General features: G+C 58.1%; 15 protein-coding genes and 1 pseudogene. 9 read left to right on the top strand and 7 right to left on the bottom strand.

Annotated elements, in window-relative coordinates:
• Window positions 1-475 precede the first annotated feature (475 nt).
• Window positions 476-2,182 carry a methyl-accepting chemotaxis protein gene (locus BM194_RS02570; protein WP_092843333.1) on the top strand — a complete coding sequence of 569 codons (1,707 nt, stop codon included), beginning with the start codon at window positions 476-478 and terminating at the stop codon, window positions 2,180-2,182.
• A 209-nt stretch (window positions 2,183-2,391) separates the two neighbouring features.
• Window positions 2,392-4,008: pseudogene (locus tag BM194_RS21185) on the top strand (methyl-accepting chemotaxis protein); the annotation flags it as partial.
• Between the two features lie 572 nt (window positions 4,009-4,580).
• Here the strand turns inward: BM194_RS21185 and BM194_RS02560 are convergent.
• On the bottom strand, window positions 4,581-4,805 hold the full coding sequence (locus BM194_RS02560) for a hypothetical protein (protein ID WP_092843329.1): 225 nt from the start codon (window positions 4,803-4,805) through the stop codon (window positions 4,581-4,583).
• A 320-nt stretch (window positions 4,806-5,125) separates the two neighbouring features.
• Here BM194_RS02560 and BM194_RS02555 point away from each other — a divergent pair, with 320 nt between their 5' ends.
• Window positions 5,126-5,383, top strand: a complete 258-nt coding sequence (locus BM194_RS02555) for a hypothetical protein (protein WP_092843327.1) — start codon at window positions 5,126-5,128, stop codon at window positions 5,381-5,383.
• Between the two features lie 71 nt (window positions 5,384-5,454).
• On the opposite strand, the gene mntP is transcribed toward BM194_RS02555, so the two are convergent.
• The gene (gene mntP / locus BM194_RS02550; protein WP_092843325.1) at window positions 5,455-6,030 is read right to left on the bottom strand and encodes a manganese efflux pump MntP; all 576 of its coding nucleotides are present in this window, start codon (window positions 6,028-6,030) and stop codon (window positions 5,455-5,457) included.
• A gap of 366 nt (window positions 6,031-6,396) precedes the next feature.
• Here mntP and BM194_RS20840 point away from each other — a divergent pair, with 366 nt between their 5' ends.
• A complete protein-coding gene (locus BM194_RS20840; RefSeq protein WP_244890856.1) occupies window positions 6,397-6,786 on the top strand; it encodes a hypothetical protein in 390 nt (129 codons plus the stop codon).
• Between the two features lie 165 nt (window positions 6,787-6,951).
• Here BM194_RS20840 and BM194_RS02540 read toward each other — a convergent pair whose 3' ends face one another.
• Window positions 6,952-7,170 carry a hypothetical protein gene (locus tag BM194_RS02540; RefSeq protein WP_092843323.1) on the bottom strand — a complete coding sequence of 73 codons (219 nt, stop codon included), beginning with the start codon at window positions 7,168-7,170 and terminating at the stop codon, window positions 6,952-6,954.
• Window positions 7,171-7,394: 224 nt separating this feature from the next.
• On the opposite strand from BM194_RS02540, the gene BM194_RS02535 reads away from it, so the two are divergent.
• Window positions 7,395-7,634: a hypothetical protein gene (locus tag BM194_RS02535; RefSeq protein WP_143097561.1), complete on the top strand. Its 240-nt coding sequence runs from the start codon at window positions 7,395-7,397 to the stop codon at window positions 7,632-7,634.
• Between the two features lie 64 nt (window positions 7,635-7,698).
• Here the strand turns inward: BM194_RS02535 and BM194_RS02530 are convergent, their stop codons facing one another.
• Together BM194_RS02530 and BM194_RS02525 are read right to left on the bottom strand one after the other, a co-directional pair.
• A complete protein-coding gene (locus BM194_RS02530) occupies window positions 7,699-7,914 on the bottom strand; it encodes a hypothetical protein (protein ID WP_092843319.1) in 216 nt (71 codons plus the stop codon).
• 123 nt (window positions 7,915-8,037) lie between these two features.
• Window positions 8,038-9,381, bottom strand: coding sequence for a methyl-accepting chemotaxis protein (locus tag BM194_RS02525; RefSeq protein ID WP_092843317.1), 1,344 nt, complete (start codon window positions 9,379-9,381; stop codon window positions 8,038-8,040).
• A 522-nt stretch (window positions 9,382-9,903) separates the two neighbouring features.
• Between BM194_RS02525 and rnk the strand changes: the two genes are divergently transcribed.
• On the top strand, window positions 9,904-10,317 hold the full coding sequence (gene rnk, locus BM194_RS02515; RefSeq protein WP_092843701.1) for a nucleoside diphosphate kinase regulator: 414 nt from the start codon (window positions 9,904-9,906) through the stop codon (window positions 10,315-10,317).
• A 21-nt stretch (window positions 10,318-10,338) separates the two neighbouring features.
• The gene (locus BM194_RS02510; protein WP_092843312.1) at window positions 10,339-10,947 is read left to right on the top strand and encodes a LysE family translocator; all 609 of its coding nucleotides are present in this window, start codon (window positions 10,339-10,341) and stop codon (window positions 10,945-10,947) included.
• Between the two features lie 21 nt (window positions 10,948-10,968).
• Here BM194_RS02510 and BM194_RS02505 read toward each other — a convergent pair whose 3' ends face one another.
• Window positions 10,969-12,615 carry an acyl-CoA dehydrogenase family protein gene (locus tag BM194_RS02505; protein ID WP_092843310.1) on the bottom strand — a complete coding sequence of 549 codons (1,647 nt, stop codon included), beginning with the start codon at window positions 12,613-12,615 and terminating at the stop codon, window positions 10,969-10,971.
• On the opposite strand from BM194_RS02505, the gene BM194_RS02500 reads away from it, so the two are divergent.
• Together BM194_RS02500 and BM194_RS02495 are read left to right on the top strand one after the other, a co-directional pair.
• Complete coding sequence (locus tag BM194_RS02500) at window positions 12,614-13,285, top strand: NUDIX hydrolase (protein WP_244890855.1); 672 nt, start codon at window positions 12,614-12,616, stop codon at window positions 13,283-13,285. The genes BM194_RS02505 and BM194_RS02500 overlap by 2 nt on opposite strands.
• A gap of 214 nt (window positions 13,286-13,499) precedes the next feature.
• The gene (locus tag BM194_RS02495) at window positions 13,500-13,994 is read left to right on the top strand and encodes a glutathione peroxidase (protein WP_092843308.1); all 495 of its coding nucleotides are present in this window, start codon (window positions 13,500-13,502) and stop codon (window positions 13,992-13,994) included.
• Window positions 13,995-14,006: 12 nt separating this feature from the next.
• Here BM194_RS02495 and BM194_RS02490 read toward each other — a convergent pair whose 3' ends face one another.
• Complete coding sequence (locus BM194_RS02490; protein ID WP_092843306.1) at window positions 14,007-14,399, bottom strand: DUF7079 family protein; 393 nt, start codon at window positions 14,397-14,399, stop codon at window positions 14,007-14,009.
• Window positions 14,400-14,414: the final 15 nt, after the last annotated feature.

Here is a 14,414-nt window from a genome sequence, read left to right as displayed (position 1 = left end):
CGGCCATGACGGCAACGGCCGCTGGTTCGTGTGCTGTGCTTGTTTCCGGCACGGAGCTGTTCAAAGGGGGCTATATGCATGCTGTAGGAAGAACTCATCTCGATGGTCGGCATGAGTTCAGTGTCAGGACAGATGCGTTTCATTTGGCATTTCAAAATTACTCTATAGCATTTCGATCCTGTCAGTGGCGGTCGTAAGTGCACGCCCTCGACTTTTTTCTTTCCATTATTGGGCAAGTTTTCTCATTAATTGAGCATTTAATATTCACAAATGATGTGCTTTCTTAACCTGTGATATCTAGCTTTATACAAATATAAATTTTTGTATACTAAAAATCTTTGTTGTGTATGCCGATACCTAAGTTGTCTTTGGAAAGACAACTTAGCCTTGCGCCCATGACGTCGTAATGCAGGCACTTTTATATCTAGGCTGGATTATCAAGGCTGACTGATCCTCCTCCCTGTGAGATCAAAAGATGCATAAGTTATTGAAAAAGTTAACGGTTAAGACCGGGTTAACGGCGGTTCTGGTGTTATTTACAGCCTTGATACTGCTTGTGTCGATGCTTGGCTATCAATCCAGTGCCTTGGGCTCTGGTTCGATAGACGAGCTGAACCGAATCAATGTGCAACAATTGAACTCACTGAATCGTGCGCAGGTAAATATCGCCGATACCCAACTGTTCTTTCTGAACCATCTGGACGCGCTGAATGAAGGGGATAAGGCCGCAGCGGTGATGTACCTGGAGACAGCCGGTGAGAAGCTGCAGGCAGCTCAGCAGCGTTTCGAAACTTTCATGGCCGCACCCAAAACCGAACAGGGCAAACCCATTGCAGCTGCCGTTGAGGCAGCTTTCTCCCAGCTCATCACGAAAGGGCTGACACCTCAGCATGAAGCACTCAAGCGCGGTAACGAGGGAGACTTCCGAGCAGCCAAGCGCGAAGGTGACAGGCTGAACCTGGCATATATTAAAGCCAATGAGGCCTTTATCGATTTCGCCAGGACGCGTGGGCAGGAATTGCTGTCCGGCTTCCGTGCGACGATGACAACGTTTGCCTACATCGGCTTGGCGGCTCTGGGTCTGGTTGTCCTGTGTGTAGTCATGGTCCGTATCGGGATGATGCGTGTCGTCATTCGCCCTTTGCAGGAAGCCGTGACGCACTTCGAGCGCATTGCCCAGGGGGATCTGTCGCACAAGATCGCCGATCGGGGTCGCAATGAGATCGGTCAGTTGTTTGCTGCTATGAAACACATGCAGACAGGGCTATCCCAGACGGTTGCAGTGGTTCGTGACAGTAGCGGCTCTATCCATATCGGTACCCGTGAAATTGCCAGCGGCAATACCGATCTGTCGTCTCGTACCGAGCAGCAGGCCGCTTCACTTGAAGAGACGGCAGCCAGCATGGAGCAACTGACCGCGACAGTGAAACAGAACGCCGACAATGCGCGTCAGGGCAGTACCCTCGCTAGCGAGGCCTCTGCCACAGCCGAGCGTGGCGGTGACGCGGTTGACCAGGTCATTGTGACCATGCGCGGCATTTCTGAAAGCTCGAGGAAGATTACCGATATCATCGGCGTGATCGACTCGATCGCCTTCCAGACCAATATTCTGGCGCTCAACGCGTCGGTCGAGGCGGCTCGGGCCGGTGAACAAGGCCGTGGGTTTGCTGTCGTTGCAACAGAGGTGCGTAACCTGGCAAGCCGTAGCGCTGATGCGGCCAAGGAAATTCGTGCCCTTATCGAGACTTCGGCAAACCAGGTCGAGCAGGGGGCGAGCCTGGTGGAAGGGGCGGGACAGACTATGGACGACATCATGGCTTCGGTGAAACGGGTTGCCGACATCATGGATGAGATCTCTGCCGCTTCCCAAGAGCAGAGCGATGGTATCGAGCAGGTCAATCAGGCCGTCTCGCAAATGGATGAAGTAACCCAGCAGAATGCGGCATTGGTACAAGAAGCTGCTGCAGCCGCGTCATCGCTTGAGGAACAGGCGGCTCAACTTGAATCGGCAGTCGCCATATTTCGGCTAGCGGAAGGTGAGGCGCAGCGTAAGGTCGGGCTACAGCACACCCACACCTTGGCCCCGGAGCGAGCCACTGCGCTTCCTTCTCGTACTTTGCAGTCAATGGTTAAAAAGGCGCCTGCAACTCAAACCGCTGAACTTGAGTGGGAAGCTTTCTGATTGAATTAGCTAGACTAATTTAGGAAGCGCGTGAGTCGTCAGCAAGGAGCGTAGCAGCCCGGCCGAAAGGTCGGGCTCTCTTGTATCTGCCTAGTGCCCGGTATTTTGCTCAAGTTGCCTGCTTGCCTGCCGATAGCCAATAGTTGGACGTAATGTGTACAGAACTATTCCATTCGTACAAGCAGGGGCAAAACATGCACAATCTCTCGGTCAAGAGAGGGCTCACGTTGGCATTCGGCATCCTGGTGGTCATGGTTGCCTTGGTCAGTGGTCTAGGGTTCTACTCGCATAAAATCAGCAGTAGCAATTTGTCCGAACTCGCTGAAATCAATGTCGAACAGCTCAATAGCATCAACCGTGCCCAACTGAACATGTCCCAGGGCGAGACCCGCCTGGTCAAGTTCGCTGACTTCCAGCGCCGAGACATGCCTGAGCGCGCGGATGGGCAGCTTGTCGAAGCGCAGCGGTCATTTCGACAGGTCATGGATCGCTTCGAGCAATTTCGTGAGGTAAGGCTGCCAGAAGGTAGTGAGCGACAACCCTATGTCGACGCCATCATTGCAGGTTATGAGCAGGCCATGAGCGAGGCCTTTATCGATGCCGTGATGAGCGGGGAGGAGGAAACCATCGTGGATGGCCTAGAGGGCTTCCGCTCTGGCTATGACAAATTCTCTGCCGCTGTCGATGATTTTGTGCATTATGCCGAGCAACGTGGCAATACATTGATCCTTGCCGATGAAAAGTTCAGCAAGCTCGCTGACGGCATTGGGCTGGGACTGCTGGTCTTGGCAGGCCTTGTCGCCTTCTTCGTGATTCGCAGTGTCAATGTCTACCTGGTGAGGCCTCTCGCGGCAGCCGTTACTCACTGCGAGCGTGTAGCTGATGGCGATCTGACCGCGAATATCGAGTCCAAGGGGAGCAATGAAATCGGTCAGCTGTTCGCGGCGATGGGAGGCATGCAGGGCAAGCTCAAGCATTTGATCGCGACGCTTCAGGCCAGCAGCGATACCGTGGCTACCGGGGCGGCGCAGATTTCGGCAGGGAGCCAGGACCTGTCTTCTCGCACTGAGCAGCAGGCGTCTGCATTGCAGGAAACGGCCTCCAGTATGGAGCAGATCTCTTCTACCGTCCGCCAGAACACCCAGACATCCCACTCTGCCAATGAGTTGTCTACCCAAGCGGCAAGCCAAGCTGAGGATGGTATTCGGGAAGTGGAGCAGACGGTAGCGCTGATGCAGGATATCGAGCGTAGCTCAGACCAGATCAGCGAGATCATCCAGGTCATCGATTCGATTGCGTTCCAGACCAATATTCTTGCCTTGAACGCTTCGGTGGAAGCGGCGCGTGCCGGTGAGCATGGCCGTGGCTTTGCCGTCGTGGCCAGCGAAGTCCGGACCCTGGCGACCCGAACGGCGGAATCCTCGCAAGAGATTCATCGAATGATCTCAGATGTGAATTCCAAGATAGCCAGCGGGTCTGCCCAGGCCGGGCGTAGCGGTGAGAAGATCCGGGATGTCGTCGCTGTCATTCATCGCGTTTCAGAGTTGATCGGTGAGTTGTCGATGTCTGCTCAGGAACAGGAAGCGGGTATTACGCAAATAGGAAGCGCGGTGACAGAGATGGATTCCGTGACCCAGCAGAACGCTTCCTTGGTAGAGCAGAACAATGCGGCAGCGGCTTCGCTGGAGCAGGAATCCAGGCGGCTGGCCGATTTGGTGACTCATTTCAGGCTCGACGCGCGGGCCAAGGCGGCGCTACTGCCTGTCCCGGCCGCGGGTTCGCCCGACAGAGCCACAAAGGACGAGCCCGAATGGGCTGACTTCTGACATAATTAGGACCGCTATGCCGCGCCGCGTAGAGATCATCAAAGCCCGGCTGGCTCAGGGCGAACCCTGAACGTGCCTGCGCCCTTGGCGCCGTATCACATTGGATCTACATGGCCAATGTCTTACATGCTGCATGGGGCGCATCTCGTACCGGGCTATCAAGTCTTTCATGTCATGCGGTTACGCAGCATCCTCTTTTGAGCCGTTTTTGGGCTCGTTTCGAGCGCAATGCCGTTGAAACCCAGTTTTCAGCAGGGGGTCGCCACGCTCTGGATGAGTTTTTTAGCAGTCAGAAAACCTACATATCCATCCATTGCGGCTTACGCAACGAGTCGATAACTGCTGCTCTTATTCCAGCCGTGAGCCGGGCAGAATACGCTTCATCGAGACAAGGACAGCTCAACAAGGATTGCAAGGCCAGGATAGCCTAACCAGGGATAACAAGAGCAGGGAAACGGAACCGGTAAACCGGGGCAGGGAAGCCCAGCAGAACCCCAGCATGGATGCTGGGGTTTTTGCTTTGTGAAGCGAAGCCCGATGGGGAGCTATCGGCTAGCGCGCAGCGTGACAACTCAACGCTGAACGACGATAGGGTCGTCCTGGTCGGCGTCGACCTGGATTTCCACTCCCATGAAAAGGTTGGGGTTGGTATCGGCCATGGTGGTCTTGGCTTGCTCCAGGCTGTGCTGCATCAGCTCGGCCATCTTGACTGGCGTGACGGTAATGGCCTCAGGATAGCGGCGTTCCGCCAGGCGGTGTTCGGTGATGGCGGCTTTCAGTTCGTCGGTAATACTCATGTACCCTCCTGATCGGGCGCGTACCTTAACATTGAAGCCGGAGCACCCCAAGCCGGAGATGACGAAAGCCGCAGTCCACAGGAAAGCGACCATGGTTTGGCATGCAAGAGGCATTTGCTCAATCAGGTTTTTCTTGGGTAACGTAACGGTTTGTCGAGAAAGAGAAAATTTGGTTTTGTCGTGTATACGTTGGTTGTACTTGCCTTGTACATGGCAAATTTTGCTTTATGCTGGTCACTCGTTGGCGGCCGAGGCGGTCGGTTGCGCTAACGCTACCTGGTCACGGAAAGATCAGACAATCCCTTTTGGCAGGAGGCCATATGCTCAATCGCTCCAGAGAAGTGACATGCCCGACATGTTCCGGTACCAATTTCTGGAAAGGCAACCCGGAACCCACATCGGCACTGCACTGCCGTTACTGCGATAACTTCGTCATTACCTACGACGAATACATTCGCAACGCCATTCAGCATGAAGCCGAACAGTTGCTGGCGCAGTTCACCGAAGCGCGTACCGCCGACGACCTGGCTTATCTCAAGCGTGTCCTGGCCGCGCCGGAGCAACGCCTGAGCGCCTGAAGAATGCCGCCACCCAGCCAGGCCTGTTGATGGTCCTGGCTGGGTGGCGTTCGGGCTTGGGCTCCGCCGCCTTAGGCAAACAGGCCCAGGTGCTCGATGAGAATCGTCGAGCCGATACCGATAAGAATGACTCCCCCCACGATTTCCGTCCGCTTGCCGACGAGCGTTCCCAAGACCCGTCCCAGCATGACACCCAGCGTTGTCATCAACAGCGTGGCCAGGCCAATGGCCAGGGCGGTCCATAGAATATGCACGTCTTCCATGAATGCCAGGCCCACGCCAATCGCCAAGGCATCGATGCTGGTCGAGAATGCCGTGACTGTCAGGCGCAGAAAGGAGTGCCGGGTCGTCTTGACGGGTGGTGTATCGTCGTCGCGTTTCAGCCCTTCCAGAATCATGTGGCCTCCCAGCAACAGCAGCAGGGTAAAGGCGATCCAGTGGTCCCAGGCGGCCACGTACTGTGCCATTGAAAGACCCAGCGTCCAGCCGATCAGCGGCGTCAGTGCCTCGACGACACCGAAGATGATCCCGGTGCGCAGGGCTTCCGAGAAGCGCGGGCGATGAAGTGTCGCACCTTTGCTCAGCGAGGCGACAAAGGCATCGCTGGACATCGAGAATGCCAGTAGAAAGGTGGATAACAGCGACATAAGCAGGAGTCCGTGCCGGTAAAACGAGTCAATGACAGCACGCACTACCGGCGAAAGTGCGGACATGTCATTGGTCTCGCCAACCTTGCGGCCACCCGTGCCACGGCATGATGCCGACTGTGTTGACACGGGGACTTCCGTTGCGGAAGCAGGCTACTCCCCAAAAACGCAGCCCATCTTACCCTAAAAACGAACGCGAATCATATGGGGCATGAAGAGAGCCGACCATGGCGTGCTTCCTCATGCTTCGGTATGGGGTCTTCCAAGAGAAAGCAGGGTGTGCCAAAGCCTGATTAGGTGGGATATCGACCGCCAAACGGGAGTGGTACGTTACGTTCCGATAACAACTCCAAGGCAGGAGGCCTTATGTTCAACCTTTCGCGCTCCGTCGCTTGCCCGCATTGCCATGGCACCAATTTCTGGAAAGGCGATCCTGCACCAGCCGATGCACTGCATTGTCGCTACTGCCACGCCTTCATCATCACCTACGACGAATACATCTATGAGTTTGTGCGTGAGGAAGCGGCACGCATGCTGGCGCAATTCATGGAGACCGACTCCAAGCGGGACCTGGCGTTGATCAAGCATGCCTTGTCCCAGCAGAAGCCGAGTGGCCAGCGAAAGGCACGACCAAGAGCGAGTTTATTGCTGGGAAACGGCATGATGATTGAAGACGCGCGCAGGGAACCGAAGGGGCCGGGATTGCCCAGAAGCAGGCGTTGGCATCGCATCGAGGATCATTCGACAAACCCGTGACAACACGAGTTGCACTTGGCCAATGACGAGGGCCGGCAATGGCCGGCCCTCGTAGTTTTCGAGGCATGGCTAACCAGTGAGATTGCCTGGCATGGCGACTGCAGACACGGGCAAGCGCCTGAGCCTGTCGTCACAACACGGATCGGGCCATGCACCGCTCGATGTTCAGTGCACCACCTTCCACAGCTGCAGAAGAGGTTCCTTGATGCCATTGCGCCGGGCCACGTATTCCGCTTCTCGCCGGGCATTGGCAGCCTGCTCCACGCTCATCGGTCCATCGTCGAGGCTTCTGCGGGCTGTTGCGATCGAGTGGTCTGCTCGTGAGATCTTATCGATACCCAGCCAGACGCGAATCGAATGTGTGGTTCTCTGTGTCTTGTCCATAAGGGACTCCTCCGTGTTTTCACAAAGGCATTCCGTGCCTTTCCTATACGTTAGTACACACGCCGTTACATTCAAGGAAAATACGTTGCCGTGAAATATTCCGTTCTGGTTTGCCTCAATGGCGTAAAGAAAGGAGCTATGGCGAAGTCACGTTTATGGTTTGTGTGTGGGCGCGTACCGGCAGCTACACTCGAATAAAATTATTTAACATACTGAGTCACGACATGAGCAAGGTTACCCTCGTCACAGCATTCTTCTTTCTGGCCCTTGGAGCCAGCACTGTTGCACTGACGTTCCCTGAACCTTCGACCGCCGATCACGACAGCCCAACCATGGAGCAGCGCCGGTACTGTGACCGTGTCGATCAGTGGCGGAGGGAGGAGATGCTCGATGTCGACGAGAGAGTAAGGCTGGGAGAACCGGACACTAAAGGCGTCTATACGCAGTGGTGCGCGCAGCGCTAGGACAGGGAGGGGCGAGACTGCTCGCTGTGCTATCGGGCGGTCTCGCCAGGGCTGGAGAGAAAGTTCAATTCATCCGCTTGGTGATGGTGCAGCGGCAGGTGTCATGGCCAATCTCGTCGACACGCAGCTGGTAATAGGCCAGCTTGGTTACATTGCCTTGCTTGGCTACCGGTGAGTTACGGTCGATGACGTGACAGGTCACGCCTTCGGCCAGCTGGCCGACACGGGGCTTCAGCCACCACTGCGGCACATCCAGGGTTCTCTCGTTTGCGAAATCCATTTCGTCTGTCTCCTGTCCTTGTTACGACAATGGTACGAACGGCCCGCGTTGGGCTTCGTGCGGTTTCCTTCCGCTAGGCAGTCAAGGTAGACGACATAAATCATCTTGTCATGGGCAACGACCTCATGAACCGGCAAGCTCTTGCAGCAGGGGAGTGCTCGACCGGCGAGTGGCAGGCTGGTTGCAGGTGCCGCTTTCCAGCGTCGAGGCAAAGCGCTCAATGGCGGTAACCACGTCGTTCGCGCCGGTACGAATGCGTGCAATGATGTCACTGGCCTGACCGGTCTGTTTCACGCCGCTATCGACGTTATGCAGACAGGCTTGCATGCCCTCGCTGGCTTGCTGCGTGATCTCGCGCAGACTGCCGATGGTCGCGACGATATCCTGTGTGGCCTGGGTGGTACGTATCGAAAGCTGGCGCACCTCGTGGGAAACGACGGCAAAACCGCGGCCATGTTCGCCGGCGCGGGCTGCTTCGATGGCAGCATTGAGGGCCAGCAGGTTGGTCTGCTCGGCGATGTTGCGGATCGTTTCGATCACCGCGGTGATGTCGCTCGAGCGTTGTTCCAGTTCGTCGATGAGGTGTGACACCTGACTGACACGCTCGGCAATGTCACGGATCTCGGCCATTGTCTGGCCAATGATTTCTTCGCCTTCATTGGCGGTGAGGCGAGTTTCCGAAGAGATGCGGTAGGCCATCTGTGCACTTGCCGACTCGGCGCGCTGGCGCTCGATCCGGCGGGTGATGTCAGTGGCGAACTTGACGACCTTGTAGAGCTGGCCATCGGCGTCGAATACGGGGTTGTAGGTGGCCTCGAGCCAAAGTTCACGCCCTTGGTTGTCCAGGCGCTTGTATTGACCCGCTGTGTACTCCCCGGCATTGAGACGTTGCCAGAATCGCCGGTATTCGTCGCTGGTCGCGTAGTCGGCCTCGCAGAACAGGCGGTGGTGCGCGCCTTGGATATCCTCAAGGGAATAGCCCACCGTCTCCAGGAAATTCCGGTTGGCGGTAAGAATCGTGCCATCGGGATTGAATTCAATGACCGCCATGGAGCGGTCGATAGCATTGAGGCGACTGGTCATTTCCTGTTCGTGGGCCACCTTCTCTGTGATGTCCGTGGCGGTCTTGAGCACTTTATCGACCCGGCCACTGCGTCCGGTCACCGGAGTATAGGCGGCTTCCAGCCAGAGCACGGAGCCATCCTTGGCAATACGCTTGAAGCGTCCCGACATATGCTCGCCACGCTGTAACGCATCCCAGAGCAACCGATAATCCAGGCTGGCGGCATATTCCGGCTCGCATAGCATGCGGTGATGGTGGCCAACCAGCTCCGTTTCGCTATACCCCGTGACCTGACAGAAGTTGTCATTGACTGAAAGGATGTCGCCTTGAGGTGTAAATTCGATGATGGCCATCGAGCGATGGATGGCGCTGGCGATCGTATCGTTGCGCTTCGAGCGGAGCATGGTCGGTTTCCTTGCGTTTGGCGGGTCGGGTTGTGAGGGGTATTGGCAGGTCGTCGAATGGAGGGATGTTTTTATTGTACAAATCTTGTACGCGATTTGGGGCGTACTGTCAAAAAACGCATTATCCGTACAAGGTCATATACTGCTTGGCCAGATATCCACGCTAGCGACGTTTTACGCACTTTTCGTTAACCGGAGTAAACAATTTTTCATATGTTTCTAATAAAGCGACTAAATGATGCGCTCTTTATAGGATGAGGCGTCCATGGCTGGGCATAAGATACCAACGCTGTATCCCAGCATTTGCATTTTGCCCGGCGACCCTAGTGTCCCGGGCTTTTTTCGTGTCGAGTGAAGCCGACCCATTACCGGATCGGAGCGGATAATACTTTCGTTGTAGGGGGTGGGGCTTACCGGTAACCGCGATAGACGCTATGATCGAAAGGCTGACAGTCCTTCATGAATCACGCATGAAGGGCTGTTTTTTCTGCGCGACTGCGCATGGCCAAAGAGAAGGAGTCTCTGATGCCACGCCCGATGCTTGTCATGAATCGGCTGGATGCCGAACGCGTACAACGCCTGATCGACACCTGCGACGCCCGCAACCGCTCGATTGCCGAGATATTGCAAGCCGAGCTGTTACGTGCCGAAATCTATGATCCCGAAGAAATGCCGGCAGATGTGATCAGCATGAACAGTCGAGTCCGTTTTACCGAGCTGACTTACGGCAATGCCATCACACGCACGCTGGTCTTTCCTCATGCCTTGGCAGAAACGCCGGATGGCCTGTCGATCCTGGCTCCGGTCGGGGCGGCGCTGTTAGGGTTGCGAGTCGGCGACACTATCGACTGGCTGCTGCCCGATGGGCGACCGACGCGCCTGCGTGTCGATGCCATCCTGTGGCAGCCGGAGGCCGCCAGGCAATATCACCGCTAGTCAAACTCACCGAGGAAACCGATGCCGCTAACGCTATGGCTGTCACTGGCTGCTGTCTGTGCGATGGGAGCCATGTCTCCGGGGCCGAGTCTGGCCATGGTCTTGCGGCATACACTGGGAGGTGGACGAGCGCCCGGCGTCGTGGCTGGCATTAGCCACGCACTGGGGGTCGGTTTCTATGCCCTGCTGACCGTATGGGGACTCGGCGCAGTGATCACGCATCAGCCCGTGGTGTTCAATGTGATCACCTGGGGCGGTGCGGCCTATCTGGCCTGGCTGGGTATGAAAGCGCTTCGCGCCGGACGAGGTGGCGCGCTAAATGCCCAGGCCACCATCACCAGCCCTGTTCAGGCGGCGCGTGACGGCGTCATCGTTGCCCTGGCCAACCCCAAGCTGATCCTGTTCTTCGTGGCGCTACTCAGTCAGTTCGTCAGTGCCGACATGGGATGGGCAGCCAAGGCGATCATCGTAGCCACGGCGACGCTGATCGATGGTGCCTGGTACGTGCTGGTCGCCGTGGCGCTATCGCATTCCCGGGTATTGCCCTGGCTCCAGGCGCGTGCCCACTGGATCAACCGCATTACCGGTGTATTGTTGATTGCCCTGGCATTGCGGGTCTTGCTCGGCTGACGCACATGCCAGTGCTGCCCATCAGGGCACGATGCGCGACAGGATCGCGTCTAGCGGGGCGCCGTAGGGTAGTACGCCATAGGCTGGGCTCACGTCCTGACCCAGTCGGCTACGGCAAAAGGTCTGCGCGACCGCTTCGGGCGCATGCCGCAGCAGCAACGCGGCCTGCAGGCACTGGGCCATGCGCTGGGTCAGCCAGCGAGCATTGGCCTCGATCTCTTCCGCCGGGCGTGTCAGCAGCGTCTCGAGTTGCGACACTGCCTGATCGTAGTCCCTTGACTGGCCCCGGGCCGTGAGCAGTTCGTCGCGCAAGGCGTCGATGCATTCCGGGTTGCGTTCCAGGCTACGCAGTACATCCAGGCAGATCACGTTGCCCGAGCCTTCCCAGATCGAGTTGACCGGCGCCTCGCGATACAGGCGGGCCAATGGAGTTTCCTCGACATAGCCGATGCCGCCCAGGCACTCCATGGCCTCGGCCATGAAGCCGGGGCCGCGTTTGTTGTGCCAGTACTTGGCGAGGGCCGGGAGTAGACGGGCCAGGGCACGTTCATGAGGGTCGAGCGGTGTGTCGAAGGCGAGTGCAGTACGCATCGCCAGCGCCAGGCTGGCTTCGGTCTCCAGGGCAAGGTCGGCAATGACGCGGCGCATCAGGGGCTGTTCGGCGAGTCGACGGCCAAAGGCATGCCGCTCGCGAACGTGAAGCCAGGCTTCAAGCAGCGCCTGGCGCATCATGCCGGGCGGAGCGGTTGCTGCATCCAGGCGTGTCTGTTGCACCATTTCCAGAATGGTGGAAATCCCCCGGTCCGGGGCGCCGATGGCTTCGGCCCAGGCGCCGCGATACTCGATTTCCGCCGAGGCATTGGCGCGGTTGCCACACTTGTCCTTGAGACGTTGCAGTTCGATGGCATTGCGTTCGCCATCCGGTGTGAAGCGAGGTACCAGAAAGCAGCCAAGGCCTTCGTCGGTCTGGGCCAGGGTCAAAAAGGCATCGGACATCGGCGCGCTGCAGAACCACTTGTGGCCAGTCAGGCGATAACCCTCGTCGTCGCGAACGGCCTGGGTCGTGTTGGCGCGCACGTCGCTGCCGCCCTGTTTCTCGGTCATCGCCATGCCCAGGGTGACGGCCGGCTTTTCCCAGGCGGGGACGGCACGCGGATCGTAATCCCAGGCCTGCAATCGTGAATACCAGGTATTGTAAACGCTCGGTTCACGGCGCAGCGCCGGCACGGCGGCGTGGGTCATGGTCACCGGACAGCAGAATCCCGGTTCGGCCTGGGTGAGCAGGTAAAGTGCTGCAACATGCGCCTGATGACCGCCCTGGAACTCCTCTTCCCAGGCCACCGTGTGCCAGCCGTGGTCGAAGGCCAGGTGCATGAGTTGGTGATAGGCAGGATGGTAGTGCACCTCGTCGAGGCGACGTCCGTGACGATCGAACAGGCGCAACTCGGGTGGGTGACGGTTGGCTTCTTCGCCGAGGGCCTGAAACTCTCGACTGCCGACAGCGGCGCCCAGGGGGGCGAGACGGCGTGCGACCCAGGCTGGTGCTTCGCGGGCCAATGTGTCGCGGAGGGGGCGGTCAAGGGCGAACAAGTTGCGATCATGCGGGGGGAGCGGCTGGTTATCGACGCTATGCGTGGCCAGGCGGCTACGGGGGGCGCGGTCGTGCATGGCGGATCTCCTTGTTCGCTTGAGCATGGAACCCCACCTGCCTGCGGTCAATACTGCCGACGTCGAAGCGGCGATGACGCCGGGTTGGAGTTTCTGGCATGCTGGGCGTTCTCATTTCGAGGAGCCAGACATGCCCGTCGACATGGCACACAGTGCATCACCTGCCATCAGGAAAGAGCGCATCCAGCTCGTCGATGCCGCCAACCGGCCTTGCGGTAGTGCCGAGCGTGCCATGATGCGGCGCTTTCATTTCTGGCATCGCGCGACGTATGTGTTCGTGCTCAACGCACGCCAGGAACTCTGCATTCAGGTACGCACGATGTCCAAGGAGGTTTTCCCGGGCCATTACGACCTGGCCACCGGAGGCGTGGTCGGCGCCGGTGAGCCGGTACACGTGGCAGCGCAGCGAGAATTGGCCGAAGAGCTGGGCGTCGAGGGTGTCCGCCTGCGCCCGTGTTTCGATTTTCGTTTCGCCGAGCAGGGTAACCATATCTTCGGCAGTGTATTTCTTGCTCGCTACGATGGTCCGCTGCGTCTTCAGCCCGAAGAAGTCGCCGATGCATTGTGGATGCCGATTGCCGACGCGTTACGTCTCGAGCGGGCCACGCCGGACAGCCGATTGGCATTGCAGCTGATGCTGGAACGCGGTCTGCTCAGCCAGGAAACATGAGGCCTGAGCGCTGGTGCTGCCACGTGCCCGTTGGCCCGGGCGGGGCTATGCTGAAAGAGGCAAATCCGGCAGACGGCACTCTTCGCCAACAAGGCGTCGCTGCCGTTGGCATGCCGCCACGAGACATGGCATCTTTTGCGTTTGGCCAACAGCCGGGGAAGGCTTCTCCGGGGACCATTGGCCTTGTAGGCGGACCATAGCGAATCGGCGGGTTATGCAAATCTATACTCAGGACTGCCGCACTCAGAGCGGCGAACCCTTCAACCTGCGCGCCCTGCGCGGTCAGGTGTTGCTGATCGTCAATGTCGCCAGTCGCTGCGGATACACGCCGCAGCTCAGTGAACTCGAACAGCTCTACCGTCGCTACCGCGACCAGGGCTTTACCGTGCTCGCCTTCCCCTGCAACCAGTTCGCCAACCAGTCTCCGGAATCGGCCCGTAACTTCGCCGAGTTCTGCGAGCGCAACTACGCCGTGACCTTTCCGGTCATGGAGAAAGTCCGGGTCAACGGCAGCCGTGCGCATCCGTTATTCACGCTGCTAAGGCGGCAGGCCCCCGGCGTGCTGGGCAGCACGCCGATAAAGTGGAACTTCACCAAGTTCCTGGTAGGGCGTGACGGTCAGGTCATCTGTCGTTTCGCGCCACGTGATGGTATCCGGCGCATTGTGCCCAGATTGGAGACAGCCCTGGATACGCCATTCTCCGCCTGAGAACCCCAGGGCTCAGGAAGGTGTTTCGCCGCGCTCTTCCATCAAGCGCGTCATTAGCAGGTTCCAGCGATGCCGGGTCATCATCGTGGTCAGCCCCGAGAACAGGGTCCAGAAGCCTTTGCGCCAGCCACTCAGGCGCCGGTAATGAATGACCAGCCGCGTCAACAGGCGATTCTCGTCGAAGCTGCGCCATTCCCCGGCCATCGACATCTGCTGGCGCGACAGTACCGGGGCCAGTTCCAGGCGAAAGATCCACTCCAATTGCTCGAGGGTCAGATCATGACGCCCGATGACCTCGATCATGTGCTGGTAGTCGCTTTCGCGCGGCTCGCGGTCGAGCCACAGGGGGGCCAATGCCAGCCACAGTTCGCCGCGCTTGGCGACCAGGGTTTCGATCTCTTCCACGGCTTGCTCGCTACT

It is taken from the genome of Modicisalibacter xianhensis, assembly GCF_900113605.1.
Classification (GTDB): Bacteria; Pseudomonadota; Gammaproteobacteria; order Pseudomonadales; family Halomonadaceae; genus Modicisalibacter; species Modicisalibacter xianhensis.
Note: the sequence above shows the minus strand (reverse complement) of the source record. Positions and strands in the feature narration are given on the sequence as shown.